Here is a 26,652-nt window from a genome sequence, read left to right as displayed (position 1 = left end):
GCAGGCAAGGTCCCCAGCGCATCGACAGGAGAGCCCCTCGTGCCGAAGTCACGTATCCGCAAGAAGGACGACTACACGCCGCCGCCGACGCGGCAGCCGCAGAGCATCCGGCTCACGAATCGCAGCTGGGTCGCCCCGGTCATGCTGGCGTTCTTCCTGATCGGACTCGCGTGGATCGTCGTTTTCTACGTGACCGAGACCCAGCTGCCGATCGAGGCTCTGGGCAATTGGAACATTGTAGTCGGTTTCGGCTTTATCGCCGCTGGATTCGGCGTATCCACTCAGTGGAAGTAGCACTCGACAGCCCCTGACGGAAGCTCTCCCCATGAGTTATCCACAGCGTCATCCACACCTGAGGAAAAGACAGAAGATCTGTGGATAACTCTGTGGAGAGTTGACGCCGGTGTGATCAGGTGAGTTCCGCGGTGCGGATCAGGATCACCATCGCGGCCAGCAGGAGCACGGCCGCGCAGGTACCCCACTGGACGAGTGCGCGATGGCGGCCGGCGGACGGCATGAGCATGCCCAGACCCACCAGCGCTCCGGTGACCAGGCCGCCCACATGGGCCTGCCAGGACACCGTGAGCGTGCCCCCGAGCGGTACGAAGGTCAGCACCAGCATCAGCACGACCATGACGATCACCGGCCGCATCTCGTAGCGCAGCCGCTTCGCCAGCACGACGGTGGCGCCGAGCAGGCCGAAGACGGCGCCCGAGGCGCCGAGGGTCGGCACGTACGGCTCGCTCAGCAAATAGACGAGCGCGCTGCCGCCCAGGCCCGAGAGCAGGAAGACCGCGAGATAGCGCACCCGGCCGAGCGCCGCCTCCAGCGGGCCGCCGATCACCCACAGGGCGATCATGTTGCCGATGATGTGCCACCACTGGACGTGCAGGAACACCGAGGTCAGCAGCCGGTAGTACTCGCCCGTGGCGACCCCGTGGACCGGGCCGCCGAGGTACTCCCGGTACCGGCCGCCGATCAGCTCCAGCTGGACCGCGAGCGCCGGGGCGAAGAGCGCCGCCAGGAACACCAGGACGTTGATCCCGATGAGGATCTTGGTGACCAGGTGGGGATCGTCGGCGACCGCCCCGCCCGCGACGGTGCGCGGCGCGTTCGCGGCCGGGCGGTGCCCGGTGCCCGAGCCCGCGCGGACGCACTCGGGGCACTGGAAGCCGACCGAGGCGCTGATCATGCACTCGGGGCAGATGGGGCGCTCGCAGCGGGTGCAGCTGATCCCCGTGTCGCGGTCCGGGTGGCGGTAACAGCCCGGCAGACGGTCGGTGTCCATCGGTTCCCTCGGTCAGCGAGGCAGGGGGTGCGCCCCGCCGGTCCCGTACGTATGCAGTACGGACGGGCGGGGCCGAAAGGTTCCCGGCGTCAGCGCCGCTCGACGACCACGGACTGGATGATCACGTCGTCCAGGGGGCGCTCGGTGCGCGGGTTGGTGGCGCCGCCGGCGATGGCCTGCACCACCTTCTGGCTGGCCGGGTCGGTGACCTCGCCGAAGATGGTGTGCTTGCGCGTCAGCCAGGCCGTGGGCGCGACGGTGATGAAGAACTGCGAGCCGTTGGTGCCCGGGCCGGCGTTGGCCATGGCCAGCAGGAAGGGCTTGGTGAAGGCCAGGTCGGGGTGGAACTCGTCCGCGAACCGGTAGCCGGGACCGCCGGTGCCGTTGCCGAGCGGGTCGCCGCCCTGGATCATGAAGCCGCTGATGACACGGTGGAAGACGGTGCCGTCGTACAGCGGGTCCGTGGTCTTCTGGCCGTCGGTGGGGCGGGTCCATTCCCGGGCGCCCGTGGCGAGCTCGACGAAGTTCCGCACGGTCTTCGGAGCGAAGTTCTCCAGCAGCTCGATCTCGATGTCGCCGTGGGTCGTCTTCAGGGTGGCGTAGAGCTTCTCGGCCACGGATCTGCCTTCCATAGTCATCACTGTCGGTCCAGATGGTCGCACGGAGCGCTCCGCGGCACTGAAATCCTCCACCCGGATGCCCTGTCACGCATGCCCGTCAGTGATATGGCAGGCATGATCCGACAAAGGGTGGAAAGGTGAACTGTGTCCGCCACCGATGAGGAGGATCCCGTGACCGGCAAGGAGAGCATGCGCCTGGCAGCCGAGAGCGCCAGGGAGAGTGTGCGGCACGCGACGGAAGTGGTGGCACCGTACGCGGAATCCGCCAGGGAAGCCGCGGTGCACTACGCCCAGGAAGCTAACGAGCGGCTGGCGCCCAAGGTGTCGTACGCGGCGACCAGCGCCGCCCAGCACGCCCGTTCGACCTACGACTGCCATCTGCAACCCCGGCTCAAGGCGGCGCGGGCCCATGTGCCGCCCCCCGTCGACCGGGCGGCGACACAGGCGCGCCAGGCGGCGCGGCAGGCCGCCGATTACACCCAGCCGAAGATCGAGAGCGCGATCGCGGCCGCCACGCCGGTGGCCGAGGAGGCCGCGTCCCGGTCGACGGCGGCGCTCGCGGCGCTGCGCGGCCAGGTGACGGCCAAGGAAGTGCAGAAGCTCGTACGGCGCCGCGAGCGGCACGCGCGCAACGGGAAGATCCTGCGCGGTGTCGCGCTGGTCGGCGTGCTGGCGTGCGCCGCCTACGCGGTGTGGCGGTGGTGGGACCAGCAGTCGAATCCGGACTGGCTCGTCGAACCGCCTGCGGCCACCGAGCTGTCGGCGCGCGACGCGGCGCCGGCCGGCTTCGACGAGGAGCTGGCGGAGAAGGAGCGCGAGGCCGGGTCCGGCCCCGAGGACAAGCAGCTCTGAGCGGGCGCGTCGGAGCGGCGCGCGTGAAGGGGCCCGGATCCCGGTGACGGGATCCGGGCCCCTTCCGCGACCCGCGGGGGGGGTCAGCCGGGGAGGGTGAGGACCGTGCCCGGGCGGACGAGGTCGGGGTTGGAGCCGACGGCGCCCCGGTTCATCGCGTAGAGCTCGCGCCAGCGGGCCTCGTTGCCCAGCTCGTCACGGGCGATCCCGGGGAGCGTGTCGCCCGGCTTGACCGTGTACGTGCGCTGCTTTGCGGTGGCCCCGGGCCCCCGTGTCGGGGCCGCCGGTACCGCCTTGTGCGCGGCCGAGTGCGGGGTGGGCGTGTGCATGGCGCCCGGCGCCGCGGCGGAGGAGGCTCCGGGCTTCGGCATCACGGTCGGCCTGGGGGGCGCGGGCACGGCCTTGTGCGCGGCGGACGTGGGGGTCGGGGTCGCGGGGACGGGCCTGGGCGGCGCGGCCGCCGCCATGCGCTCGGCAGTGGCCCGGGTGGCCGAGGCGGCGTCGGCCGCCGAACCCGCGGGGGGCCTCCTGCCCTCGCCCGCCTGCTGCTCCACCTGCTCCGCCGCCTTCCCGGCGGCGTCGTGCGCCTTCTTCTTGTCGGACTTCAGGAAGTCGAAGAGTCCCATGTCTGTACGCCTCCGGCGTGATGCTGCCCCCCGGGATCGGTACCTCCTTCCACTGTCCTGCACCGGGCGCCCCGCGGCCCTGCGACGGGGCCGTCCGGGGGACACGCGCACCGGGTCGGGGCCCGGGAGGGAACGCGTCGGGAAGGGACCGGGAAGTCCCGGCGCCACCATCGTGGGACACGATGGAGGAGATTTCTGTGATCATCAGACAGTCCGCGGAGCGGGTAGTGCTGGTCAGGCCCGGCCCCGGGCTCGTGAGCGCCGCGATCGTGGCGGGCCTGGACGTCTGGGTGGTGTCCGATCCCGGACCCCGCCCACCGGACGCGCCGCTTCCCGCGGAACTGCCCCCGCAGCGGCTGCTGCGGGTGGACTTCGAGGACCCGGCCGCGCTGCGCGCCCTGCTGGCGGACACGGTCGCCGAACACGGGATCGGGCAGATCCTCCACCTCGCGAGCGATCTCGGGAAGGGTCTCGGCAGCGGGGCCGCGGCCGCCGCCGGGGAGGTGCTGCGGGAGCTGACCGACAGCTGCGGGAAGCCGGCCCGCGGACTGCCGGACGCGGTGGCGATCCGGCGGATCCTCAACGAGAGCCGGACCTCCGCGGTACGCGCCGAGGAGGCCCGGTCCATCACCGAGGCGTGCTCGCTGGCGGAGGACTTCCCCCTGCCCGTGGTAATCAAGTCGGCCGACAAATCCGGGTGTTGGTGGACCGTTGCGGTGCACGACCGGCCCGCGCTGGACCGGTGGGCCGAACAGGCGCTCATCGCGCGGCACTCGGCGCCCTTCCTCGTCGAAGAGCTCCTGACGGGAGCCAAGTTCAGGGTGGAGACGCTGACCGTCGACGGCATGCACCTGGTCGCCGACATCGCCCCCGAGGGAACGGCTGCGCCGCTCCACGACGCGGAGCAGGCCGGGATCCGCGCGACGGTGCGGGCCCTGCTGGATCTCGCCGGGTACGAATCGGGCACCACGCGGACGGATGTGCTGGTCAGCGCGCGGGGATCACGGATCGCGGCGGCCACGGAACCGGACCGGGAACAGGCCGGTAACGGCCGTTCCCGCAGTACCGCCGCGGGCGGTATCGAGAGGGGAACGGACCGGTAAGAGCTGCGGCCAGTCTGTGTCCTGTCGAGAGCGGCCACCGCAGCACACGGGAGCCGCACCGGGTACACACCAGGGGGTTCCACACATGCGCAGCAAGCTGGCTGGACTGATCGGGATCATCGCGGCGACCCTGGCGATCGGGGTCGGTGTGACGGTCAGCAGCCCGGTGGACACCGGCCGGCCCGCCGGCCACCAGGTCCTGGCGGACGACAAGGGTCCGGGGATCGCTCCCCCGTCCCCGTCCCCGACCTCGGTCCCGTCCCCCCGGTAGACCGGCCGCTCGCCCCGCACCACAGCGAAGTGCCCCGCACCCACGTCCGGTGCGGGGCACTTTCCCGTGCGCGCTCAGTACGTCCTGCGGTGCTCCGGCAGGCTCATGAAGGCGAATAACTCCTCGGCGGCCGCGCGGTGTCCGGCCGCGGCCGCGGCGTCCCCCAGCGCCTCGGCCGCACCGGCCATGCCCACCAGCGCGGACGCCTCCTCGGCACGGAAGCTCATCGGCTCCGCGATCTTGTGGGCGTGCGCGTGCAGGGCCAGGGCCACCTCGTGCTCCCCCCACAGCAGATGGAGGCGGCCGAGGACGTTCTCGACCTTCGCGAGCCGGATCGGCGCGCCGCTGGTGCGGCCGAGGATCAGGGACCGCTCGGCGAACACGCGCGCCTGCGGGCCGTCGCCCCTCTCGTGCGCGACCCGGGCGGACAGCGCGAGCAGCAGGGCGACGTCACCGGGCGACCTCGTCTCGTCGCACAGGTCGCGGGCGCGCTTGAGACTGGCGTCCGCGTCCGTGAACTCGCCGAGGCCCACCTGCGCGAAGGCCAGATCGGTCAGGGCCACGATCTCGTTGCCGCGGTAGCCGAGACCGCGGTCGATCTCGATCGCCCGGCGGGCGGCGGCGGCCGCCTCCGGATAGCGGCCCCACCGCTCGTACAGCGTGCTGAGGGTGGTCAGGCTCTCCGACTCCGCACGCAGATTGCCCAGTTCCCGGGCCACGGCCACCGACCGCTCCAGGAGCGGGAGGGCCTCCGCGTACCTCCCCAGCATCGACATCAGCAGCCCGAGGGTCGATTCGCTGTGTGCCTCGGTGTGCCGGTCCCCGGCACGGATCGCCGTGTCGCGCGCCTCCGCGGCCACCTCCAGCCCCTCCTCGAACCGGCCCAGCTTCCAGCAGGCCGCCCCCAGATTGGCCAGGCTGATGCCGAGGAGCGCCGGATCGTCGAGCCGGCGGGCGGCGGCCACCGCGAGGTGCCCGACGCTCCAGAACTCGTCGAGCTGTCCGTGCGTGTGCAGGTGGAAGCCCACGTTGCGGCTCAGGCAGGCCGCGTACCGGTCGTGGCCGCACCGCTCGGCGAGCGACACGGCCGCCAGCAGTCCCGCCTGCTCGCGGTCGAACCACCGCACGGCCTGCTCGGCGTCCCTGAGGGACGGCAGCTCGCCCTGGTACGGCGCGATCCCGGTGGGGCGGCGCTCCCGCCCCGGGAAGAGCACTTCACAGGCCTTGTCCGACGCCGTCAGGTAGTAGCCGAGCAGCCGCTCGACCGCCGCCGCGTCGTCGTCCGCCGTGGCCGGCCCCCGCAGGCTCTGGGCGAAACTGCGCACCAGGTCGTGGAAGGTGTAGAGGCCGATGTCGGGCTGCTGGACCAGATGGACGTCGAGCAGGAACTCCAGCGCGTCCTCGGCGTCCCGGACCGTCGTGCCGAGGAGCGCCGCCGCCGAATGGACGTCCGTCCCGGCGCACGGGTAGAGGCTGAGGATGCGGAACGCGGTCCGGTACTCCTCGTCCATCGCCAGGTACGACAGCCGCAGGGTCGCCGCGACGCTGCGCTCTCCCGAACTCAGCTCGTCCATCCGGCGTTTCTCGTCGCGCAACCGCTCGACCAGATAACGCACCGTCCAGCGGGGCCTGTTGCGCAGCCGGGCGGTCGCTATCCGCAGCGCCAGCGGCAGGTGCCCGCACAGTTCGGCCAGTTCGGCGGAGGCCGCCGGCTCGGCGGCCACCCGGGTGGTGCCGAGGGTCTCCGCCATCAGGCTGGTGCTGTCCTCGGGCTCCATCATCCCGATGGACACCCACTCGACGCCGTCGAGGTCCAGCAGCCGCCCGCGGCTGGTGATCAGGGCGAGACAGCCGGGCGAGGCCGGCAGCAGGGGCCTGATCTGCGCCGCGTCGACCGCGTTGTCGAACAGGAGCAGCATCCGCCGGCCGTCCAGTTTCGACCGCCACAGGGCGGTGCGCCCCTCCAGGTCCTCGGGAATCCGGTCGCCCGGGGTACCGAGGGTCCGCAGCAGTGCGTCGAGCGCGGCGGTGGGCGTCACCGGCTCCCTGCCCGGAGTGAATCCGTGCAGGTCGATGTGGAGCTGCCCGTCGGGATACCGGTCGGCCAGCCGGTGCGCGGCGCGCACGGCCAGGGTGGTCTTGCCCATCCCGCCCATGCCGTCGATGGCCACGATCCGGGCGTAGCGCTCGCCGCCCCCGCCCCGGCCCTCGTCCAGTACGAAGTCGAAGAGCTCGGCCAGCTCCTTGGCGCGGCCGGTGAAGTCCGGCAGGTCGTTCGGCAGGGTGCACGGCGCGTCGGCCGGCCCGGTGCGCGTTCCCGGCTCCCCTTCCCGGTCCGGTTCCGTGCGGGCCGGGGCCCGGGGCGGTGCGCCCCCGGACGCCTCGATCGCGGGCACGGCCGGTTCGGGCAGCGGCTCCACGGGGTCCGCCGGCCCGGACACCGGACGCGCGGGCGCCACGGTCACCGGCGCCGGCCGTTCGGGCGCGGCCAGCTCGGGGCTGTCCCGCAAGATCGCCTCGTACAGCCTGGCCAGCCGGGGGCCCGGGTCGATCCCGAGCTCGTCCACGAGCAGCTCGCGGACCTCCCCGTACTCCTTGAGCGCCTCGGCCTGCCGCCCGGAGCGGTACAGGGCGAGCATCAGCTGGCCGCGCAGCGTCTCCCGCAGCGGGTGCTGGGTGATCAGGGCACGCAGGCCCGCGATGAGCTCGCCGCTCTCGCCCAGGGCGAGGCACAGGTCGAAGAACTGCTCGGCAGCGGCCAGCCGGCGCTCGTCCAGCGCGGTCGCCGCGGCCTCGATCACCCGTCCGCCCGTGCCGGACAGGACCGGTCCCCGCCACAGCGCGAGGGCGGCCCGCAGTGCCTCGGCGGCCGCCGGCTGTCCGCCTTCCCGCAGTGCCCGGCCCGCCGCCGTGATCAGGGCGTCGAACTCCAGGAGGTCGACCTGGTCGTCCGTCACCACCACGCGGTATCCCGGCCCGTCGGTGGCGATCACCTCGGTACCGGTGGGTATGCGCCGCCGCAGGTCGGCGACGGCCTTGCGGACCTGGTGCGCCGCGGTCACCGGCGGATCCTTCTCCCAGGTCGCCTCGACGAGGCGAGCCACGGGCACCACCCGGCCGGCCTCGAGGAGCAGAACGCACAGGACCCGTTCCTGGATCGCTCCCCCCAGCCTCAGCCGTACTTCTCCGAACCATCCCTCGAGCGATCCGAGCACGTTGAAACGCAGCCTGCCCGCCGCAGGTTCCGCGCTTCGTCTCTCCCCGGACTCCGCATCCGCCCCCGGCATCGGACATCCACCCCCAAATGAACAAGACCCCTGGCCAGGCCATGTCAACCGGATCATAGGGGTTCCCCCTAGCAGGCGGTAAGCATCCGGTAGCAGATCAGGAAGGGCGACACGGACAGTTCATGGGCGGCCCGGAGCAGGCGGCACACGGAGCGAGTACCGAAGGAGCAGGCTGTGGGAAGACTGGAGAGACCGCTGGCCCCCGATGCCGGACCGGTCACCGCGTTCGCCCGGGAGTTGCGCAGGCTGCGGACCGCGGCCGGCAGTCCCGGCTACCGCGACATGGCCACCCGGGCCATGTTCTCCGCGTCCGTGCTCTCCGACGCGGCCGCCGGCTACCGCCTCCCGACGCTGCAGGTGGCCCTCGCCTTCGCCGAGGCCTGCGGCGGTGACCGCGCCACCTGGGAGCGCCGCTGGCACGAGGCGGCACGGGCCGACGGGGACGACGCAGGCGCACGTCCGGCGGTCAAGGCCGTGCAGCAGCACCAGGAGAACGAGCTGCGCGCCGCCGACGTGCGCGCCGTGCTGCCGCCCCCCTCGCAGCTGCCGATGGAGGCCCATCCCCTGGTGGGACGGCATGAGCTGCTCCAGCGGGCCCGGGCCCTGACGGCCCCCTCGTACGGCGAACAGCGCCCCGCGGCCCCCTTGGTGATCAGCGGTCAGGTCGGCGTGGGCAAGACGGCCTTCGCCCTGCGGCTCGCCCACGAACTCGCCGTGAACCTGCCCGACGGGCAGCTCTACGCGAACCTCGACCCGGCCGCCGACGGCCGCAAGGACGCCGCCGGGATCGCGGGCGGTTTCCTGGAGGCGCTCGGTATCCCCACCGACCGGATCCCGAACGATCCCGGTCAGAGAATTGGCCTGTACCGATCGCTCCTCAACCGGCGGCGGCTGCTCGTGGTGCTGGACGGCGTCCAGCACGAGCGGCAGATCCGGGAACTTCTCATCGCGGCGCCCGAGAGCCGCATCATCATCACCAGCCGATCGCGGCTACTGGGCCTCGACGGAATTGGCCGGATCCGGCTCCCCGCACTGGACCGCGACGAGTCGATGGAACTGCTCGCGCAGCTTCTCGGCGGCGACCGGGTGGGTACCGAGCCGCGCGCCTGCCTGCGTCTGGCGGACGCCTGCGGGGACCTGCCGCTGGCCCTCAACCTGGCCGGCCGGCGCATCGCGGCCCGCCCCGAATGGATGCTCCAGGACTCCGTGTCCGAGCTGCTCGGGGACGGGCCGGGCGGCCCGGGCGGGCGCGCCGGGCAGCGGGCACCCGGCCGCTTCCTGGCCCGGCTGCAGATCGGGGACGACGCGCTGAGCAACCGCCTCGACAGCGCCTACCGGCTGCTGACCCCGTGGGCGCGGCTGATGCTGCGCCAGTTCGCCGGCTCCGACAACCCGCCCTCCGTGGACAACGTGGTGTACGAGTCCGCGGACGCCCTCGCCATGCTGGTCGAGCGGTCCGCGCAACCGGTGGAGGACCTCCTCGAACGGCTCCTCGACGCGGGGCTGCTCGACCACTCCGACCTGCCGGGGCAGTACGGGCTGACGCCGATGGCCCGGGCGTACGCGCTGACCCAGCCCGACCCGACGGAGGAGGACCCGGCGAACGCGACCGCACCCGCGGGGGCGCGCGGCCAGGCGCACGTGCGGCAGCCGGGGTAGGCCGCGCCTCAGGCCGCGTGGGTGATCGTGACGTAGAGGTGCTCGTCGAGGACCTTGGCGAGGGACACCCCGGGCCGGCCGATCTCCGCGCACAGGGCCGCCTCGTCCGCACCGCCGCCCTGCTCCAGCACCGTACGCGCCCAGCTCCGGCCGAGCTCCAGGTGGCGGGCGAAGGCGGCCCCGTCCCGGACCCCGTGCAGCCGCTGCGCGATCGCCGCGTCCCACGGCATGACCGACTCGGGCCGCAGTGCGTACAGCGCCTTGGCCGCGGCGGTCGGGCCGAGGCTGCGGCGGCCGATGGGCAGCGCCGCCAGCTCCTCGTAGGCGGCGGCGAACCGGGAGATCTCCCGCGGGGTCAGGCGGGCCAGCGGTGCGTGCGCCAGGGTGTGCCGCCCCCACCATGCGGCGAGTCCCGCGCCGAAGGGGTCGGGCTCGCCGTCGCGCGGGTAACGGATGCGGCAGCCCCAGGAGTTCAGCCAGCGGTGCAGGGCGCTGCGGTGCGCGGCGAGCGAGAGGTCGAGGGCGCCGCCGGTCTCCTCGCGCAGCGCCTGCCAGCTCCGGTCCACACCGGCGAAGCCGTTGAACACCTCTGCCGAGGCCCGCAGTTCGGCCAGGGACGGCGCGGGCGGCAGCGGCGGCGCGGCCGGCGGGTCCAGGTGGGCACGGGCGACCTTGGCGGGTACCACCATCCGCCAGGCCTCGGTGACCAGTTCCGTCAGCTCGCGCTCGTCCAGGGCCGCCAGGCGGGCCTCGGCCCAGTGGAAGCGCAGATCGGACTCCCGGGGCAGGAAGAACTTCTCCGGCTCGGCCGCCACCAGCGCCGCCCGCTCCTCCTTGGGGAAGGCGAAGCCCAGTTCGCTCTCGTCCCGGGACAGGGCGAGATAGACGATCCTGCCGATCCGGAACTTCACCCGGTCCCGGATCAGGTGCTCCTCGGTCCTCGGCAGGCCCATCGCGAGCCGTCGTACGTCGTCCACCGTTGCCACGGCACGCTCCTCGCTCATCCGGCCGCCGCTCACAGTCCCGCGAGCTGCGGGGTGTGGACGTCCAGTGGTGGCCCGTCGAGCGCCCCGAGGCCGATCGGCGACGGACTCCTGCCGATCAGCCGGTCGGCCAGCGACCGCGCGATGAGCGGCGCGAACTTGAAGGATGTGCCACCACAGGCCGCGTACGCGAATCCCGCGCCGCCCAGGCCGACCAGCAGCGGGCCGCCCGTCGGCGAGAAGGCCGAGTAGTAGGCGTCCTTGGCCGCGGTGACCCAGGCCGGTCCGAAGCCGGGAAGGATGTCCCCGAACTCCTTCTCCAGCCTGCGCTGCCAGTACGGGTCGGTGGCGTGGTCGGTGATCGCGTCCACCACCCGGCAGGCGGTGGCCGAGGTCAGCTTGAGGGCCGTGCCCGCCACCGGCGGGATCAGCCAGGCTCCGCCCTCGGTGCCCAGGGCCGGTATGGCCGGAGTGGCCGCCCAGGCCTGCGACTGCTGCCGGGGCACCCGGCAGTAGAGGAGGGACTGGCGGTACAGGGTCAGCTGCTCGGCGATGCCCGGCGGCAGCAGGTCCCGGGACCAGGGGCCCACGGCCATCAGCACCGCGTCGCTGCGCAGCACCCGCCCGTCCACCAGCCGTACGCTGCCGCTCTCGCCGTCGACGGCGGTCACGGCGCGGTGCTCGATCAGCTCGATGCCCCGCTGCCACTTCAGCCAGCCGACGCAGGCGGCGAGGACCCGTTCGGCGAGCAGCACGCCCGCCTCGTCCTCCAGTACCGCGCCGAGGCCGCCGCCCACGTGCAGGTGCGGATAGCGGTCGGCCAGGCCGGCCGCCGTCAGTTCCCTGGCACGGCCGCCGGCGTCGGCGAGCATCGCCGCCGCGTCCGCCGCGGCCGCGGGCGGCAGGACGGTCAGCGAGCCGACCTGCTCGTAGAACCGCGTCAGGAACAGTTCCTCCAGTTCGACCCAGCGGCGGTGCGCACGCAGTGCGGCCGCCGTGGCCTGCGGGTCCGCCGGGTGCAGGGCCCGCAGGATCCGGTGCTGGTCGAAAGAGGTGGCTCTGCTGTGCGGGATGGGGCCCTGGTCCACGACCGTGACCCGGTGTCCGTCGAGCACGCACTCGACCGCCGTGAGCAGGGCGATCACTCCGCCGCCCACTACCGTCACCCTTGTCGACATCACACACCTCCCTTCAGTTTTCGTTGAGCCGACGGGTCAGCTGTCGAGGACGATCGTGGTCAGTGCGGCGGCCTTGGCGAGGGACTCCTCGCAGCTCAGGGGGTCGTCTCCGGCGCAGATCAGGTTGGCGTACCGGCTGAGGTAGCCCTCGGGCGGCAGCAGCAGCGTCGCCCCGGGCGCCACCATCACGTTCGTCTCCAGCAGCCCCGGTACGTCCGAGGGGGCGGGTACGTCGACCGAGCGGACCGTGCCGTTCTCCGGCGGGTACAGGAAGCGGATCCCGACGGTGCGGGACTCGGTCGGGGTCCACTCGGGGCGGACGCCGGCGGCCAGCTCCGCGGCCAGCTCCCCGGGCTCCACGCCGGTGGCGAGGCTGCCGAGGTAGGGGATGAGGTCGCCGCCGAGGCGGGCGTTCACCTCGATGATCACCGGGCCGCGGGTGGTGAGTTTGACCTCGGTGTGCGTGATCCCGTAGCCGATGCCCAGTTCCCGGTGGGCGTCCCGCAGGACGCCGAGCAGTTCCTCGTCGGCGAGCAGCGGGTCGGTGGCGCTGACCACGTGGCCGGTCTCCTCGAAGTAGGGCGCGAGGCCCACTTCCTTGTGCGCGAGGAAGAGCGGGGTCCAGGCGCCGTCGAAGACCGCTCCGTCGATGCTGATCTCGGGGCCCATGACGCACTCCTCGACCAGTGCCCCGCCCTCGTAGTCGCTGTTCCCGCCGCGGCCGGCGGCGTCGGCGACCTCGAAGGCGTCGCGCACCCCTTCCGGCCCGTCGACGCGGATGACGCCGATGCTCGCGCCCATGCCGCGGGGCTTGAGGACGACCGGGTAGCCGAAGGAGTCGGCCGCGGCGAGGGCCGCCCCGGCGTCGGTCACGTAGGCGAAGTGCGGCTGGGGCAGTCCGGCGGCGGACAGCAGCTGTCGGGTGTTGTGCTTGTTGCGGCAGTTGTCGGCGCCGCGGGAGGTCAGGCCCGGCAGTCCGAGCCGCTCGGCTATCAGGGCGGTGGTGACCACGAGGGTCTCGTCGTAGCTGAACACGCCGACCACGCGGTGCTCGGCGGCCACCGCCTCGGCGGCCTCGATCAGGCCCTGTGTGTCGGGCACCAGGCGGTCGCGGTCGAGCAGTTCCACCGTGGTGGAGCCGAGCACGTACTCCTGCTGCCAGGTCGGGTCGGCGGCGTCCAGGATCCAGATCGGGCGGCGCCGGGCGGCGCCGGCGAGCAGGTACTCGCGGTAGGCGCGCTGTCCGCTGCCGACCAGGATCACCACGCCGTCGTCGGTCGTCTTGGCGTCATCAGTCATCTTCGTCACCTCGCGGAGTGGGTCAGGACCCGGTCACCGGCCGTCGCGATCGCCGCGAGCTGCGGCTGGGCGATGGCCAGGTAGTCGGGGGTGGACAGGGCCACGGAGCGGTCCAGGCGGGCCGCGTTGAAATAGATCTCTTCGGTGAGGATCAGGCCCTCGTCGACGACGAGGTGCAGATCGGGGTGGAAGCTGAGCGGCATCACCGTGCCGCAGACGCTGCCGGCCAGGCGCTCGGCGATCTCGGGCGTGGCGAACGCCGTCCGTCCGCCGCCGAACAGTGCGCCGACCGCCTCCAGGTCGACCTGCCGGTCACCCGGAACCACGGCGAGCACGTACTTGCCGACCCGCTTGGTGATGCTCACGCGGACGACGATGCACTTGGCGGCCTGCTCCAGCGGGTGGCCGCGCAGGACGCTCGCCAGATCGGTCCGGCCCTCGGCCGGGTGGTCGATCAGCCGGTAGCGGGCCTGATTGCTGTCGAGGAGGCCGATCAGCCGCTGGTACATCAGAGCACCTCGCCGACGTAGTGCCAGTCCTCGGGGTTGATCAGTCCGAAGGGGTTGACCGGAGCGACGCCCTTCAGGTTGTTGGCCACTTCCAGCAGGCGGAAGGGGAAGTTGGGCATCCAGATCACCGGGACCTGCTGCGCGATGTAGTCCTGGTAGGCGTACAGGTCCGCCAGGTCGTCGCTGACCACGGTGCGGGCGATCAGCTCGTCCGCCTTCGGGTCGCTGTAGCTGCCGAAGTTCACCGAGGAGCCGGTCGAGTAGAGCGCCTCGCCGGTCGGGTAGAAGCCGGGTCCGTAGCCCCAGCCGCCGTTCCAGTCGCTGAACTCCCACAGGCAGGGGCTGTCGGGGCCCGGGGTGCAGGTGGTGTCCTCCAGGACCAGGACGCTCGCCTCGACCTCGCTCAGCACGATCTCGATGCCGGCCTCGGCGGCGTCGGCGGCGAACTTGCGCATGACCGCGGTCAGGGTCTCGTGCCCCTGGGCGTAGCGCATCGAGAACCGCAGCGGGGTGCCGGCCGCAATGCCCTCGCCCGCCTCCCCGGGTCCGGTGCCCTCGCGGACGCAGAGCGCCGGGGTGGTGCTGGTGTCCCAGCCGTTCTCGGTCAGGAAGGCGCGGGCCGCCGCCACGTCGAAGGGGTACGGGTCCTCGTGCGCGGCGGGTGAGAGCAGCGGGCTGTCCGGCAGGGCCGGGATGGGCCCGGTGGTCGGGTAGCCGTAGCCCTTGTAGACGTCGCGGATGGCGCCCCGGGAGTCGAGGCAGGACTGCAGTGCCTGGCGGAAGTAGAGCTGCTTGAAGATCTTTCCGGAGACGGTGGGGTTGTTGAAGTTGATCGGGAAGTAATGGATTTTGTAAGTGAGCTGGGGGACGAGGTCGTAGTGCTCGCCGAGCGGGTTGGGGCCGCCGACCAGCGGGTCCTCGGCCGGCTCGGTGACCTCGTCGAAGGGCAGGAAGCCGATCTGCACCCCGTCCTGTGCCCGGGGGCCGCGGCGGAGCATCTCGTACTGCTCGGTGTCCGAACCGGTGGGCACCAGGCGGAACTCGTCCAGATAGGGCTTGTTGGGTCCGGAGTAGCTCTCGTTGGGCACCAGGACACATTCGCCCGAGGTGCCGTCGATCGTGTAACTGCTCAGCTTCCAGGGTCCGTTGACAACGCTCCAGACGGGGCTGGTGTCCCAGCTCTTGCGCTCGTCGTTGCAGGCCCGCAGGTAGGCGTAGACCGCGGAGGCCTGGGCCGGGTCGTGGGTGGCGTCGGCCGGCCGGTCGTCCGCGGTGCGGTCCCAGGCCCTGGGCAGCGGGGTGATGGTGCTGAACTGGTTCATCAGCACCCAGTTGTGCGAGTAGGCGCGGTCGAAGGTGAAGCTGACCTTGTCCTCGGCGACCTTCTCGTAGCCGGTCAGGTTGTCGGGGAAGAAGCCCGGCGTGTAGCCGCCGAAGCTGTCCTTCTCGGCCTCCAGGAGGTGCATCCACAGCATCACGTTGTCGGCGTCGACCGTCTCGCCGTTCGACCACTTGTACGGCTTGACCGTGATCGTCGCCGTGCGGCCGTCCTCGCTCCACTCGGGGGGCTCGGCGAGGCTGCGCTCGTAGTCGACGGTCGGCTGGCCGCCGGTGCCGTACCAGTACAGCGGCCGGTACATCAGGGTCTGGAACTCGTGCAGGTTGGCCACCCCGTAGTACTCGCCCGGGGTGAAGGGGAAGATGAAGACCGGGCTGAAGCCGCTGGTGCAGGCCCAGGTCACGCTGCCCCCGCGGAGCGGGGTGGTGGGCGGGGTCATGTCCTTACCTCTTCCAGTGCGGATTCACCGCTGTCCGAGTGGGCTCCGTAGCGCTCCCAGCGCTCGTTGAGCCGGATCCGTCCGTCGTCCAGGAATTCGGGGGTGCTCCAGCACCGTCCGGCGACCACCTCGCCGTTCGCGAGGACCATCGTGTAGGCGAATTCGAGGTTGCCGTCGGGCTCCACGCGCCCGTTCAGCGAGCCCCTGCGGACCTCGCCCCCGTCGAAGTCGGCCCAGAGCAGGTCGCCGTCCTGGCGGTAGTGGCCGACGGGGGCGTCCTCGCCCGCCGGGTAACCGGTGTTGCGGAAACTCCTGCCGTCGTAATCGATCACGGGCGTCGTATCTCCTGAGTGATGCATTTGACCGCGCCACCTGCCTTCAGCAGTTCGGACATGTCCACTGCGTGCACCGCGAAGCCGCGTTCGCGCAGCTGGTCGATCAGGTGCGTGGCGGTCTCCGTCACCACCACGTTCAGTCCGTCGCTCACCGCGTTCAGGCCGAAGGCGTCGGCGTCCTCACGGGTGGCGAGGATCGCGTCGGGGTACAGCTCCCGCAGCACCTCCTGGCTCTCTTCGGAGAAGGCGGCGGGGTAGTACGCCACCAGGTCCTCGTCGAGGACGAACAGCGCGGTGTCCAGGTGGTAGAAGCGCGGGTCGGTCAGGGTCAGACCGACCACCGGCAGGCCGAAGAACTCACGGAGCTCCTCGTGCGCGCCGGGGTCGCTGCGGAATCCCGAGCCGGCCAGGATCCGCCGGCCGGCGGGGGCGAAGTCGCCCTCGCCCTCGTTGACGTACCGCGGGACGCGGATGTCGGTGTAGCCGCGGGCTTCGAACCAGGCCCGGTGGGCTTCGGCCTCGGCCGCGCGCTCCTGGTGGCGGAAGTTGGCGATGAGCACCTTGCCGTCGACCACCGTGGCGCCGTTGGCGGAGAACACCATGTCCGGCAGGCCCGGCACCGGGTCGATGCAGGAGACCTCGTGGCCGAAGCCGAGGTAGAGGTCCCGGATCCGCTCCCACTGGGCGAGCGCCAGTTCGGCGTCCATGGGCTTCTCGGGGTTCATCCACGGGTTGATCGCGTAGGTCACCTCGAAGTGGGTCGGCCGGCACATCAGGTAGTGCCGCTGGGTGGCCGTACGCCGCGGGGTCTCAGCCATGCTCCGGCCTCATCTCGGTGCGGATGCGGCCGGCCGCGACGTGCGCGGTGGTCAGCGCCTCCGTCAGGGAGGTGCCGGTGGCGCCGATGAAGCCGAGGATGTTGTTGCCCGCCGGCGGGCGCTTGATGACGGTCCCCGGCGTAGCCGTGATCTTGAGGAAGAACAGCGCGGGGTCCTCGGCGACCTCGGTCGGCACCTCGACGGACTCGACCGTTCCCGCCCCGCTGATCAGGCACATCGCGGCCGTGTGGACGCCGGTCGGCGCGTAGTGCGAGACATCGGGCCGGATGCCGCGGGCCACGTCCGACACGCAGCGGATGGGGTCGTGGCCGGCGCTGATCCGCGCCATGTGGTCGAGACCGCCGCCGCCGGGACGGATCGCTATCTCCAGGATGAAGGGCGCGCCCCGGTGGAACCTCACCTCGGCGTGCAGTACGGACCGGCGCAGTCCCTGGGCGTGGGCCGCGTCGCGGACCACCTCGTGGACCGCGGCGATCTGCTCGGGGGTCAGGGAGCTCGGCGCGTGGTGGACGTCGTCGTCGAAGGTCCCGCTCTCGACGGTGATCCGGTCCACGATGGAGCCGAGGTACACCTCGTCGTCCCAGGCCAGCGCCTCGATGAGGTGCTCGTGGCCGTCGAGGTAGCCCTCGACGATGATCCCGTTCGGGCCGAGGTCCAGTCCGTCGGCCTCCATCAGCGCCCACGTCATGGTCTCGATGCCCGAGGTGGCGTCCGCGAAGCGGGCCCGCATCTCCTCGGGGTCGTCGACCTTGAACACGAAGTTGCTGGCGGCGCCCAGGGTGGGCTTGAGGATCAGCGGATAGCCGAGCTCCTCACCGGCCGTCAGGGCGGCCTCGACGTCGGGGGCGTAGCGGAAGCCGGGGTGCGCGGCGGCGCCGCGCTCGTGGGCCTGGCGCATCAGCAGCTTGTTGCGGCTGGTCCGGGCGGCTTCGAAGCCGATGCTCGGCAGGCCGAGCGCCTCGGCGACGACCGCCACCGTGACGACCCCGGACTCCGAGAAGGTCAGGACCCCCTCGAACTCCTCCTCCGCGTGCCAGATCTTGGCGGCGGTGACGATGTCCTCGATCTGCTTGGAGCCTGCGATCCGGTAGCGCTCCGCGGGCCAGAAGTCCTCGGTGCCGATGCCGTTGAGTACGTGGACCTCGGCCCCGAGGGCCTCGATCTGCTGGTAGCGCGAGATGTAGTAGGTGGCGTTCTGGCTGGCTTCGATGGCGAGCAGCTTCATCTGTACTGCTCCTCTCAGACCTTGGCCGGGACGGGCTCGGCGGCTTCGGTGGCCTCGGCGGCGGGCGCGGACCCGGTCTCGGCGGCGGCAGCGGCCTCGGCGGCGGCGACCTCACGGTCGTGCTTGCGCAGCGAGAGGATCGTCAGGGAGGAGATGACGACGACCAGGGCGGAGAGGGCGTAGAAGCCGTTCTTCACGTCGGTGGAGTCGACCAGGAGCGAGATGAGGACGACGGCGGTGGTGCCGGCCGCGAGGCCGAAGGCGTTGGTGGCGCCGAAGACGAAGCCCGTCTTCTCCTCGGGAGCCGCGCTCATCAGGGCGGTGCGGGCCGAGATGCGGGCCACGCAGAAGGCGATGGCGGCGAAGGGGATGACGGCCATCATCGCATAGAGGTGGACGGACTCCAGGGACAGCAGCACCGCGAACGCGAGGTAGCCGATCAGGGCCGTCTTCAGCACCGTGGCCTTGGAGTTGATCTTCTTGAAGGCCCAGGCCGCGAACAGCGCACCGATGCCGAACAGGGCGTCGACGATGCCGAGGTAACCGGCGTTGGACTTGAAGCCGTCGATGACCAGGACCAGCATGATGCTGTTGCCGACGATGATGACGATGTTGCCGATGATGTAGAGCAGGGCGAGGCGGGCCAGCGGCGGACGGGAGCCGTCCTTGGCGGCCTTGGCAGCCGCGGCGGCCTTGGCAGCGGCCTCCGGGGCGCTGGTGCCCTGGCCGGCCGGACGGCGGCCGATGAAGAACAGCAGGGCGGCGGAGACCAGGAACGTGATCGCGTTGAAGTAGAAGAGCGACGTGGTGCCGACCCAGACGATCACCCAGCCGCCGAGGGCCGCCGAGGCGAGCGTGCCGGCCTGGATGGCGATCTCGGCGTTGCCGTTGAACTGGGCGAGCCGGGACTCCGGGATGCGCTCCTTGATCAGGGCGTTGCTGGCGGGGAAGAACAGGGCCGCGGAGATCGACAGGACGAAGCTGGCGACGTAGCTGACGGTCGAGGGGTTGCCGCCGAGGGCCAGCCAGACCGGCAGGGCGATGGCCGCGGCCGCGCTGGACAGGTCGGAGATCATCGCCAGGGTGCGGCGGTCGAAGCGGTCGGCGAGCTTGCCGAAGAAGAGGGACAGCGCCACCTGCGGGATGGTGACGGCGATCATCAGCCAGCTGACCGCGAGCATGGTGTTGGCCTCGGTGAAGACCAGGTAGGAGGCGGCGGTGAGCTGGATGCCGTTGCCCAGGTTGGTGATGAAGGTCGCGGGGATGAGCAGTCGTTCTGCCCGATTGGGACGGGGCGGGGCGATCGTGGACACAGTGCTCCTCGGAGGTCAGGCTCGGATGTCGGCCGGCTCGGCCACGGGCGCGAAGGCCCCGACCGCGGTCGACAGGAGGGGGAGTCGCAGCGGAGCGACGGGTTCGGCCGGGAAGGCTCCGGCCGGCAGGCTCAGATCGGCGCCGGCCCGTTCGGCCCGGGCCGCGAGGTCGACGAGCAGCGGAGCGGCGCACGCGGTCAGCGTCCGGACGGCGAGGACCAGGTCGCCGAGGTCGGTCGGGACGCCCGCCGCCACCCGGTCCGCCTGCTTCAGCAGCCGGTCGAGGTGCACGACGATCAGGTCCGCGGCCCGGTGGAGGCTGAAGCTCTCCAGCTCGTAGTGGGAGCGGAACCGCTCGACGACGATCCCCGCCTCCCGGGCACCGGTCTCGGACACCGGCAGCAGCGCGTCCGCCCCGACGCCCGCGAGGAGCGCGTCCAGCCGGCCCGCGAGGCTGTTCCACGGATCGACCAGCCGGGAGCCGGAGAGGCTGTCGAGCGCCTCACGGCTGAAGTTCGTCCGGGAGTGCTCCGGCGCGGTGAGCGCCAGGTAGAAGCGCACCAGGTCGCGCGGTACCTCGGCCACCAGATCGGCGGCCCAGACCACGTGGCCTTTGCTTGTCGAGAACTTCTGGTTCTCCAGTTCGTAGAACTCGTTCGACACGATGGCGTGGGGCTCGACGTACCGGTCGCCGTGCGCCATCAGCAGGGCCAGGTGCGTCATTCCCCAGAAGTAGACGTTGTCGAATCCGAGGAAGTACACGAGGTCGATGCCGTGCTCGGACAGCCAGTGCTCGTCGAAGCGGTCGGTGTGCTCACCGAGCTGCTCCGCCGCGTACCAGGTGCAGTACATCGAGGCGGCCATGCCCTCGGCCCAGGCGTTGAGGACCTGGCCCGGCGTCTCGGTGAACGGCGCCGGGATGCCCCACGCCGTCGGGTAGGTGATCGGGAAGTCAGGCAGCGGGCGGTCCAGCGCCTCCCGGACGAGCTGCGCGGTGTGCGGGCGCAGCACGTCCCGGTGCCGGACGTAGTAGTCGGCGAGCCGGTCGCGGTACTCCTCCATCGGCAGCACGAGGATCTGTGCCTCGCGGTGCGTGACCACGGCGTCCGGGTCGACCGTGGAACGCGGGCGCAGCAGTTCGTCGAAGTTGTTGGGGTGGCCGCAGGACTCGCACAGTCCGCCGCGGCTCTCCACGAGGCACACCGGGCAGTCGCCGGCGACCAGGCCCTCCATCAGGTACTCACCGGTGGCCTCGACGTACGGCAGCAGCACCGTCTTCAGCCGGAAGGCCCCCTCGCTGTGGAGGTCGGTGACGAAGTCGATGACGGTCTGGCGGTAGCCCTTGTCGAAGGGGGCGAAGCCGTCGACGGATATGCCGGCCGCCTCCAGGGTGGCGCGGATCTGGGTGGCGGAGCGCAGGGCCAGCTCCTCCGGGGTCAGACCGGCGCGGGCGGCGCTGGCCACCACGTAGGTCTGGCTGTCGTCGGTGCCGCTGGTGAAGATCACCGGCCGGTCCGACGCCCGCAGGTAGCGTGCGTACACGTCGCCCGCCAGGTAGGGGCCCGCCAGGTGCCCGGTGTGCAGGTCCCCGTTCGGGGTGGGCGGCGGCGCGATGATGACCGTACGGCGTGTCATGCCTGGGCTCCTTCGTGGCGAGCTGCGAACCGCTGTGTCATGTCGAGGTCCCACCAGACGCTGTACATCTCGAAGTCCTCGTCGGACTCGTTGATCACCCGGTGGTCGGAGCCCGGGGTGAAGTGGACGATGTCCCCGGTCGTGAAGGGCTTGCGGACGCCGCCCGACTCCAGGACGGCGGTGCCGGCGACGGCGATGAAGATCTCGTACTCGTGGTGGGCGTGGGCGGTCGACGCGGTGCCGGGGCGGATCACGCACCAGGACCCCTCGAACGGGGCGTTGAGCTCGGGCCAGGGCAGCAGCCGCTGCGCGTCGAGGCCGTTCTCGTGCGTCAGTCCTTCGCGGTCGAGTGGCTGGGTGAGCATGTGTTTCGGTCTCTCCTCGTCAGGCGGGTACGGCTCGTGAGGGGTGCGCGGGTCTCAGACCGCGCCGGCGAGAGCGAGCTCGCGCACGTCCGGGATCTCCACGGACCGGGTCCGGCGGTGGGCCAGGATGTCCTCGGTGATCTCGGCGGAGCGGCCCGCGAGCACGCTGAGCAGCGAGTCGGCGATGCCGTGGGTGGCCTCGTTGACGCCCTGCAGGTAGCAGGCGGCGGTCGCGGGGCGGCCGAGGTCGAGCCGGTAGTTGCGGCTCACGTTGATCTCCTCGACACCGATCGACTCCGCGAGGGCCTTGACCGCCCACGGCATCTCGCGGACGAAGCCGGTGCCCAGGAGCACCAGGTCCGTGCGCATCTCCCGCTCGGCGCCGGACTTGCGGTCGACGAGGGTCAGGACGACCTCGTCGCCGTCCATGCGGGCGCCGGTCACGTCCGTCATGGCGTGCATGCCCAGGCGCTCCTGGCCGGAACGGCGGTCCTGGTAGAACTGCCGGTACAGGCCGTCGAGGGTGGCGGGGGAGAGGCCGCCGTAGTTGGAGCGGTACATTTCGGCGAGGAGCTGCTGGCGGGCCTCGGGCGAGGAGCCGTAGAACTCGTCGATGAAGGACGTGTAGTAGAGCTCGTTGGTGAACTTGCTGCTCTCGTAGCCGTTCAGGCCGATGGAGCGCATGATCATCGTCGGCTTGCACTCGGGCAGGTCCCGCAGCGCGGCGCCGAACAGCTCGGCCGCGCTCTGCGCGCCGCCGATCACCGCGACGCGGTGCGGCAGGTCGGCCCGCACCCCGGCGATGCGCTGCGTGTACTGGGTGCTGTGGATGACGCGCTCGGCTGGCAGGCCGTCGAACACGGCGGGGACGTGGGCGTCACGGCCCGCACCGATCACGAGGTAGCGGCAGCCGATGGTGTCGCCGTCGGCGAGGGTGACCAGCCAGCCGGCGACCTCGCCGTCGGCGCCCGTCACCGCCTCGACGCCGGCGCATTCGCGGCCGTATTCGACCTGCACCGTCTCCAGTTCATTGGCGACCCATTGCAGGTACTCGGATATCTCGCTGCGGTAGGGGACGAAACTCGCCAGGTTGACGAAGGCGTCGAGACGTTCCTGCGAGTGAAGGAAATTGACGAAGGAAAATCTGCTGCACGGATTGCGCATGGTGACCAGGTCCTTGAGGAAGGACACCTGGCTGAGCGCGTCGGGCAGCAGCATCCCTCGCTGCCACACGATGTCCTGCTCGCGCTCGATCAGCAGGGTGTCACCGGCCAGCTCGGGTGCGAGCTCCTCGACGGCGACCGCCAGCGCCAGGTTCGCCGGGCCTGCGCCGACTGCGAGCAGTTCGACATTGCGATGCGCCATGGAAGTACCTCCAGATGGAACAGGTGGACAGGTTCGTACGGTCAGGCAGGACGGTTCGCGTCCTTGCGTTGCCTCCCGGGTGATGACCACATTCCATGGCAGCGGCCGATTGCCCGGAAGGCGTATCGGCCACGGACAATCAACTCGGCGGCGGCCCTCGCGGGCGGGTTGATTGGCCGGTGTCACCGATTACTTCCGGTCAACTCCGAGTGCCATTTCCATTGGTTCTCGTGATCAGTTGCGTCACACGCATCCGGCTGGCCGAACCATCCCTCGGGCAGCCGGGCTTCCATCGAAACCCCATGAGAAGGAGCCCTCGTGCCGCTCACCGAGCCCATCACCCCTGCCGGCGCGCTCTACCGTTCCGAGAGCCCCACACGGGTGGCCACGCGCCGACGTCTGCTGATGTGCCGGCCCCGGCACTACGACGTCACGTACTCGATCAACCCGTGGATGAACCCGCAGCACGCCACGGACAACGCGCTCGCCGTCAGCCAGTGGGAGGGCCTGCGTGACCTGTACCTCGAACTCGGCCACGTGGTCGAGGAGATAGACCCCATCGAGGGCCTGCCCGACATGGTGTTCGCGGCCAACGGCGCCACCGTCGTCGACGGCAAGGTCTACGGGGCCCGGTTCCGGCACGCGGAGCGCACCGCCGAGGGACCCGCCTACCTGCGGTGGCTGGAGGGCCGCGGTTACACCGACTCGCTGTGGCCCGAATTCGTCAACGAGGGCGAGGGTGACATCCTCACCGTCGGCCGCCGCCTGCTGGCCGGTACCGGATTCCGCACGGACCCGCGCTCCCACCTGGAGGCGCAGGAGTTCTTCGGCCTCCCGGTCACCTCGCTGACCCTGGTGAACCCGGAGTACTACCACCTGGACACGGCGCTGTCCGTGCTGTCCGAGGACGAGGTGATGTACTACCCGGCCGCCTTCTCCCAGGGCAGCCAGGCCGTACTGCGCGCCATGTTCCCCACGGCGATCCTGGCCACCGCCGAGGACGCGGCCGTCTTCGGCCTCAACGCCTTCTCCGACGGCCGCCACGTGCTGCTGCCGGCCGCGGCCACCGGTCTGCACGCCAAGCTGCGGGCGCGCGGCTTCGAGCCGATCGGGGTCGAGCTCTCCGAGCTGCTCAAGGCCGGCGGCAGCGTCAAGTGCTGCACGCTGGAGCTGCGCGATCGCTGACCGCGCAACCCTTTCGGCGGCGACGGTGTTCCTACCGTCGCCGCACGGCCCCGGCGGTGGGCCGGGTCGTGACGCGCGAAGATCATGACGAACGAAGGAGTCCCGCCATGCCGACCCCCGGTCCGCTCAGCGGCGCCAGCGCCACGGTGGCGATCCATCCCACGCCCTTGGGGCAGCTCGTGCTGGCGGCTACGGACGACGCCCTCGTGCTGTGCTGCTACGACACCACCGAAGAGGCCGCGGAGCGCCTCGGCCGGGCCGGACTGCGCCCGGCCGGACCGGGGGAGGCGGGCGCACCGGGACACAAGGTCCTGGACGAGGCCCGGGAGCAGATCGACGCCTACCTGGCCGGGACGCGCCGGGACTTCACCGTCGCGACGGACCTGCGGCTCGCCACCCCGTTCAGCCGGCGCACCAACCTGATGCTGAACGAGTTCGTCCCGTACGGGCACACCGCGACCTACGCAGAGCTCGCCCGGGCGCTGGACCGGCCCCGCGCCGCGCGTGCCGTCGGCACGGCGCTGGGAGCCAATCCGCTGTGCGTGGTGCTGCCCTGCCACCGGATCATCGGCTCCACCGGCAGTCTCAGCGGCTACGCGGGCGGGCTGGAGGCCAAGCGCCATCTGCTCGCCCTCGAAGCCTCGGCCGCGCCGGCCGCGTGAATCCGCCCTCCCCGCTGCAGAAAGCAGAGCATGTGAGCGCGTACGAGCCGTCCCAGCTCCCCGGCCTCGAACTGCCCGGCCCGGTCTTCGCGCCGGCCGCGCCAGGAACCCTCGACTGGACGCGGCTGACCGCGGAGCTGAACACCGAGGGGGTGGCGGTGACCCCGCCACTGCTGTCGCCCGAGCAGTGTGCGCAGCTGCGGGAGCTCTTCGACCACCCCACGGCCTTCCGCAGCACCGTGACCATGGCGCGGCACCGCTTCGGCGAGGGCCTCTACCGCTACTTCGCCTACCCGCTGCCGGAGCTCGTCCAGGACCTCAGGGAGCGGCTGTACCCGCCGCTCGCCCTGGTCGCCAACGAGTGGGCGCGGCGTCTGGGGCAGCCGGGCTTCGCCCCCGACCACGAGGGGCTGGTCGAGGCCTGCGCGGCCGCCGGGCAGCACCGGCCGACCCCGCTCCTGCTCCGTTACCAGCGGGGCGGCTACAACTGCCTGCACCAGGACGTCTACGGCGACCTGACCTTCCCGCTCCAGGTGGCGATCATGCTCGACCGTCCGGACGAGGACTTCACCGGCGGGGAGAGCGTCTTCGTCGAACAGCGCCCGCGCGCCCAGTCCCGCCCGCTCGTCAGACGGCCGGCCCAGGGTCAGGGCCTGATCTTCGCCGTCGACCACCGCCCGGTGCGCTCGGTCCGCGGCTGGAGCCGGGTGACGCTGCGGCACGGGGTGAGCGCCGTCCTCAGCGGGCAGCGCCACGTACTGGGCGTCATCTTCCACGACGCGCGCTAGGTCGTCCCTTCCGGATCGTGCCGGGCGTCGCGGGCCCGGCAGGATCCGGAAGAGACGGCCTGGGTCTTCTACGGAACGTCCATACCGGGAGGCGGTGGAATCAACCGGTCCGAGGACCCGGTTTCTGCCGCCCCGGTCCAGCGGACCGCCGCGGCGCGCGGTTCCCGCGGGTCAGCGCCCCGTGCGGCGCGCCCGCCCCCGGCAGAACCGCCGCTCGCGCTGGAGTTCCGCTGGAGTTCCGCCCCATGGGGCTTCCGTACGGTCGCCTTGCGACGGAGCGCCGATCTTGACGAACCGTCGTGCACCACGGCTGATCGGGCGGTCCAACGTGAGGAGCGGTGGCGAACATGCAGCACGTCCAGGGCGCACAGGTCACGACATCGGGGCACGATCCCGGACCCGACGGTCCGAGCCTGTCGCTCAACAGCTCTCAGCACCGGCTCATCACCGCGTCCCTGCAATCGCTGGCGCAGGAGATGAACGACATCGCCGAGCAGGCGTCCGCACTGCTCACGACACCGGCGGGCCGTACGTCCACCGACTCGGAGGTCTTCACCCGGATCGCCCGCCGAACCGTGCCCCGCTGGCACTTCGCGATGCTGAACGACACCGAGCGCAATGACGCCCTGGCCGGCGCCCTTGCCCGCGGCATCCCGTCCGGGGCGACCGTGCTGGACATCGGCTCGGGCAGCGGGCTGCTCGCCATGGCGGCGGCCCGGGCGGGCGCGGCGCGCGTCATCACCTGCGAGATGAATCCGCTGCTCGCGGAGGTGGCCCGGCAGGTGATCGACGCCCACGGCTTCGGGGACGTCATCACGGTGATCGGCAAGCCGTCGACCTCGCTGGAGATCGGCCGCGACCTCGACGGACCGGTGGACGTGCTGGTCTCGGAGATCGTCGACTGCGGGCTCATCGGCGAGGGCCTGCTGCCGTCGATCCGGCACGCGCGCCGGCACCTGCTGAAGCCCGGCGGGATCATGTTCCCCTCCGCGGCCCGCATCCTCGGCCGGCTGGTCAGCAGCGAGGACATCCTGCGGCTCAACCAGGTCTCCACGGCCTCCGGCTTCGACGTCTCGCTCATGAACACGCTGTCCACCCGGGGCCACCTCCCGGTGCGCCTGAGCACCTGGCCCCACCGGTTCCTGTCCGAGACCACCACGGTCGTCGGGTTCGACCTGGCCGAGGACCCCCTGGAGCCGGGCGAACGCCAGATCGACCTCACCGCGAGCACCGACGGGGAGGCGCACGCCCTGGTCGTCTGGTTCGAGCTGGACATGGCGGCCGACACCACGCTGACCAACTCCCCGGAGAACACCAGGTCGCACTGGATGCAGGGCTGGGTCCCGCTGGAGAAGTCCGTCCAGGTCAAGGCGGGCGAGTCCGTCCCGCTCCGGCTCCGGTGGAGCGACTTCTCCCTCAGCGTGCACGTCTGACCGACACCGCCGACGGGCCCACCCCGTACCGCCGGCCGTACCTCCTGCGCATCC

The 26,652-nt window shown here is 71.5% G+C and carries 25 protein-coding genes; 9 read left to right on the top strand and 16 right to left on the bottom strand.

The genetic code is table 11. The features are described 5' to 3' along the window. Positions 1-39 precede the first annotated feature (39 nt). Positions 40-294, top strand: coding sequence for a cell division protein CrgA (gene crgA, locus ACXNSR_RS19965; RefSeq protein ID WP_030383881.1), 255 nt, complete (start codon positions 40-42; stop codon positions 292-294). A gap of 115 nt (positions 295-409) precedes the next feature. Here crgA and ACXNSR_RS19960 read toward each other — a convergent pair whose 3' ends face one another. Further along, positions 410-1,288, bottom strand: a complete 879-nt coding sequence (locus ACXNSR_RS19960) for a rhomboid family intramembrane serine protease (RefSeq protein WP_458636901.1) — start codon at positions 1,286-1,288, stop codon at positions 410-412. 89 nt (positions 1,289-1,377) lie between these two features. Further along, positions 1,378-1,905 (bottom strand): peptidylprolyl isomerase, encoded by a 528-nt coding sequence (locus ACXNSR_RS19955; RefSeq protein ID WP_272933169.1) that lies wholly within the window; start codon positions 1,903-1,905, stop codon positions 1,378-1,380. A 174-nt stretch (positions 1,906-2,079) separates the two neighbouring features. Here ACXNSR_RS19955 and ACXNSR_RS19950 point away from each other — a divergent pair, with 174 nt between their 5' ends. Further along, positions 2,080-2,760, top strand: coding sequence for a DUF5324 family protein (locus tag ACXNSR_RS19950; RefSeq protein ID WP_458636900.1), 681 nt, complete (start codon positions 2,080-2,082; stop codon positions 2,758-2,760). A gap of 83 nt (positions 2,761-2,843) precedes the next feature. Here the strand turns inward: ACXNSR_RS19950 and ACXNSR_RS19945 are convergent, their stop codons facing one another. Next, positions 2,844-3,386: a LysM peptidoglycan-binding domain-containing protein gene (locus ACXNSR_RS19945; RefSeq protein WP_458636899.1), complete on the bottom strand. Its 543-nt coding sequence runs from the start codon at positions 3,384-3,386 to the stop codon at positions 2,844-2,846. Between the two features lie 197 nt (positions 3,387-3,583). Between ACXNSR_RS19945 and ACXNSR_RS19940 the strand changes: the two genes are divergently transcribed. Beyond that, positions 3,584-4,489, top strand: coding sequence for an ATP-grasp domain-containing protein (locus ACXNSR_RS19940; protein WP_458636898.1), 906 nt, complete (start codon positions 3,584-3,586; stop codon positions 4,487-4,489). A gap of 85 nt (positions 4,490-4,574) precedes the next feature. Further along, positions 4,575-4,760 carry a hypothetical protein gene (locus tag ACXNSR_RS19935; protein WP_458636897.1) on the top strand — a complete coding sequence of 62 codons (186 nt, stop codon included), beginning with the start codon at positions 4,575-4,577 and terminating at the stop codon, positions 4,758-4,760. A 74-nt stretch (positions 4,761-4,834) separates the two neighbouring features. Here ACXNSR_RS19935 and ACXNSR_RS19930 read toward each other — a convergent pair whose 3' ends face one another. Beyond that, the gene (locus ACXNSR_RS19930) at positions 4,835-8,047 is read right to left on the bottom strand and encodes an AfsR/SARP family transcriptional regulator (RefSeq protein WP_458636896.1); all 3,213 of its coding nucleotides are present in this window, start codon (positions 8,045-8,047) and stop codon (positions 4,835-4,837) included. Between the two features lie 174 nt (positions 8,048-8,221). On the opposite strand from ACXNSR_RS19930, the gene ACXNSR_RS19925 reads away from it, so the two are divergent. Then, positions 8,222-9,706 (top strand): NB-ARC domain-containing protein, encoded by a 1,485-nt coding sequence (locus ACXNSR_RS19925; RefSeq protein ID WP_458636895.1) that lies wholly within the window; start codon positions 8,222-8,224, stop codon positions 9,704-9,706. Between the two features lie 8 nt (positions 9,707-9,714). Here the strand turns inward: ACXNSR_RS19925 and ACXNSR_RS19920 are convergent, their stop codons facing one another. The 12 genes from ACXNSR_RS19920 to ACXNSR_RS19865 are packed head-to-tail and all read right to left on the bottom strand — an operon-like array spanning position 9,715 to position 22,530. After that, a complete protein-coding gene (locus ACXNSR_RS19920; RefSeq protein WP_458636894.1) occupies positions 9,715-10,692 on the bottom strand; it encodes an MmcQ/YjbR family DNA-binding protein in 978 nt (325 codons plus the stop codon). A 29-nt stretch (positions 10,693-10,721) separates the two neighbouring features. After that, positions 10,722-11,867: an NAD(P)/FAD-dependent oxidoreductase gene (locus ACXNSR_RS19915; RefSeq protein WP_458636893.1), complete on the bottom strand. Its 1,146-nt coding sequence runs from the start codon at positions 11,865-11,867 to the stop codon at positions 10,722-10,724. A 36-nt stretch (positions 11,868-11,903) separates the two neighbouring features. Next, the gene (locus ACXNSR_RS19910) at positions 11,904-13,166 is read right to left on the bottom strand and encodes an ATP-grasp domain-containing protein (protein ID WP_458636892.1); all 1,263 of its coding nucleotides are present in this window, start codon (positions 13,164-13,166) and stop codon (positions 11,904-11,906) included. A gap of 5 nt (positions 13,167-13,171) precedes the next feature. Then, positions 13,172-13,675, bottom strand: a complete 504-nt coding sequence (locus tag ACXNSR_RS19905) for a YbaK/EbsC family protein (RefSeq protein WP_329100165.1) — start codon at positions 13,673-13,675, stop codon at positions 13,172-13,174. Next, positions 13,675-15,453, bottom strand: a complete 1,779-nt coding sequence (locus ACXNSR_RS19900) for an ABC transporter substrate-binding protein (RefSeq protein WP_458636891.1) — start codon at positions 15,451-15,453, stop codon at positions 13,675-13,677. Before ACXNSR_RS19900 ends, ACXNSR_RS19905 begins: the two co-directional genes overlap by 1 nt. After that, on the bottom strand, positions 15,450-15,785 hold the full coding sequence (locus ACXNSR_RS19895; RefSeq protein WP_327384315.1) for a hypothetical protein: 336 nt from the start codon (positions 15,783-15,785) through the stop codon (positions 15,450-15,452). The genes ACXNSR_RS19900 and ACXNSR_RS19895 overlap by 4 nt, the downstream gene beginning before the upstream one ends. Next, positions 15,782-16,606, bottom strand: coding sequence for a dimethylargininase (ddaH, locus tag ACXNSR_RS19890; protein WP_458636890.1), 825 nt, complete (start codon positions 16,604-16,606; stop codon positions 15,782-15,784). The genes ACXNSR_RS19895 and ddaH (ACXNSR_RS19890) overlap by 4 nt, the downstream gene beginning before the upstream one ends. Continuing rightward, complete coding sequence (locus ACXNSR_RS19885) at positions 16,599-17,852, bottom strand: ATP-grasp domain-containing protein (protein WP_458636889.1); 1,254 nt, start codon at positions 17,850-17,852, stop codon at positions 16,599-16,601. The genes ddaH (ACXNSR_RS19890) and ACXNSR_RS19885 overlap by 8 nt, the downstream gene beginning before the upstream one ends. A 14-nt stretch (positions 17,853-17,866) precedes the next feature. Beyond that, a complete protein-coding gene (locus ACXNSR_RS19880; RefSeq protein ID WP_458636888.1) occupies positions 17,867-19,165 on the bottom strand; it encodes an MFS transporter in 1,299 nt (432 codons plus the stop codon). Between the two features lie 15 nt (positions 19,166-19,180). Further along, entirely contained in the window at positions 19,181-20,800 is a 1,620-nt protein-coding gene (locus ACXNSR_RS19875) for a class I tRNA ligase family protein (RefSeq protein ID WP_458636887.1), read from the bottom strand. Further along, positions 20,797-21,165 (bottom strand): cupin domain-containing protein, encoded by a 369-nt coding sequence (locus tag ACXNSR_RS19870; protein ID WP_266594733.1) that lies wholly within the window; start codon positions 21,163-21,165, stop codon positions 20,797-20,799. Before ACXNSR_RS19870 ends, ACXNSR_RS19875 begins: the two co-directional genes overlap by 4 nt. Positions 21,166-21,219: 54 nt before the next feature. After that, complete coding sequence (locus tag ACXNSR_RS19865) at positions 21,220-22,530, bottom strand: SidA/IucD/PvdA family monooxygenase (protein ID WP_458636886.1); 1,311 nt, start codon at positions 22,528-22,530, stop codon at positions 21,220-21,222. Positions 22,531-22,848: 318 nt separating this feature from the next. Between ACXNSR_RS19865 and ddaH (ACXNSR_RS19860) the strand changes: the two genes are divergently transcribed. The 4 genes from ddaH (ACXNSR_RS19860) to ACXNSR_RS19845 all read left to right on the top strand — a co-directional run bounded on the left by ddaH (ACXNSR_RS19860) (position 22,849) and on the right by ACXNSR_RS19845 (position 26,598). Continuing rightward, positions 22,849-23,715, top strand: coding sequence for a dimethylargininase (gene ddaH, locus ACXNSR_RS19860; RefSeq protein WP_402694728.1), 867 nt, complete (start codon positions 22,849-22,851; stop codon positions 23,713-23,715). A gap of 107 nt (positions 23,716-23,822) precedes the next feature. Then, positions 23,823-24,377 (top strand): methylated-DNA--[protein]-cysteine S-methyltransferase, encoded by a 555-nt coding sequence (locus tag ACXNSR_RS19855; protein ID WP_458636885.1) that lies wholly within the window; start codon positions 23,823-23,825, stop codon positions 24,375-24,377. 32 nt (positions 24,378-24,409) lie between these two features. Beyond that, positions 24,410-25,165 (top strand): 2OG-Fe(II) oxygenase, encoded by a 756-nt coding sequence (locus ACXNSR_RS19850; RefSeq protein ID WP_458636884.1) that lies wholly within the window; start codon positions 24,410-24,412, stop codon positions 25,163-25,165. 347 nt (positions 25,166-25,512) lie between these two features. After that, positions 25,513-26,598, top strand: a complete 1,086-nt coding sequence (locus ACXNSR_RS19845) for a 50S ribosomal protein L11 methyltransferase (RefSeq protein ID WP_458643346.1) — start codon at positions 25,513-25,515, stop codon at positions 26,596-26,598. Positions 26,599-26,652: the final 54 nt, after the last annotated feature.

The organism is Streptomyces sp. NC-S4 (assembly GCF_054353315.1).
The sequence above is the reverse complement of the archived record's forward strand: the minus strand, read 5'-3'. Positions and strand labels throughout refer to the sequence as shown.

Bases quoted from the DNA above. Each gene is read 5' to 3' on its own strand.
- ACXNSR_RS19960 (WP_458636901.1), bottom strand. From the start codon at position 1,288: ATGGACACCGACCGTCTGCCGGGCTGTTACCGCCACCCGGACCGCGAC.
- ACXNSR_RS19945 (WP_458636899.1), bottom strand. From the start codon at position 3,386: ATGGGACTCTTCGACTTCCTGAAGTCCGACAAGAAGAAGGCGCACGAC.
- ACXNSR_RS19935 (WP_458636897.1), top strand. From the start codon at position 4,575: ATGCGCAGCAAGCTGGCTGGACTGATCGGGATCATCGCGGCGACCCTG.
- ACXNSR_RS19930 (WP_458636896.1), bottom strand. From the start codon at position 8,047: ATGCCGGGGGCGGATGCGGAGTCCGGGGAGAGACGAAGCGCGGAACCT.
- ACXNSR_RS19915 (WP_458636893.1), bottom strand. From the start codon at position 11,867: ATGTCGACAAGGGTGACGGTAGTGGGCGGCGGAGTGATCGCCCTGCTC.
- ACXNSR_RS19910 (WP_458636892.1), bottom strand. From the start codon at position 13,166: ATGACTGATGACGCCAAGACGACCGACGACGGCGTGGTGATCCTGGTC.
- ACXNSR_RS19905 (WP_329100165.1), bottom strand. From the start codon at position 13,675: ATGTACCAGCGGCTGATCGGCCTCCTCGACAGCAATCAGGCCCGCTAC.
- ACXNSR_RS19900 (WP_458636891.1), bottom strand. From the start codon at position 15,453: ATGACCCCGCCCACCACCCCGCTCCGCGGGGGCAGCGTGACCTGGGCC.
- ddaH (WP_458636890.1), bottom strand. From the start codon at position 16,606: ATGGCTGAGACCCCGCGGCGTACGGCCACCCAGCGGCACTACCTGATG.
- ACXNSR_RS19885 (WP_458636889.1), bottom strand. From the start codon at position 17,852: ATGAAGCTGCTCGCCATCGAAGCCAGCCAGAACGCCACCTACTACATC.
- ACXNSR_RS19875 (WP_458636887.1), bottom strand. From the start codon at position 20,800: ATGACACGCCGTACGGTCATCATCGCGCCGCCGCCCACCCCGAACGGG.
- ACXNSR_RS19870 (WP_266594733.1), bottom strand. From the start codon at position 21,165: ATGCTCACCCAGCCACTCGACCGCGAAGGACTGACGCACGAGAACGGC.
- ACXNSR_RS19865 (WP_458636886.1), bottom strand. From the start codon at position 22,530: ATGGCGCATCGCAATGTCGAACTGCTCGCAGTCGGCGCAGGCCCGGCG.
- ACXNSR_RS19855 (WP_458636885.1), top strand. From the start codon at position 23,823: ATGCCGACCCCCGGTCCGCTCAGCGGCGCCAGCGCCACGGTGGCGATC.
- ACXNSR_RS19845 (WP_458643346.1), top strand. From the start codon at position 25,513: ATGCAGCACGTCCAGGGCGCACAGGTCACGACATCGGGGCACGATCCC.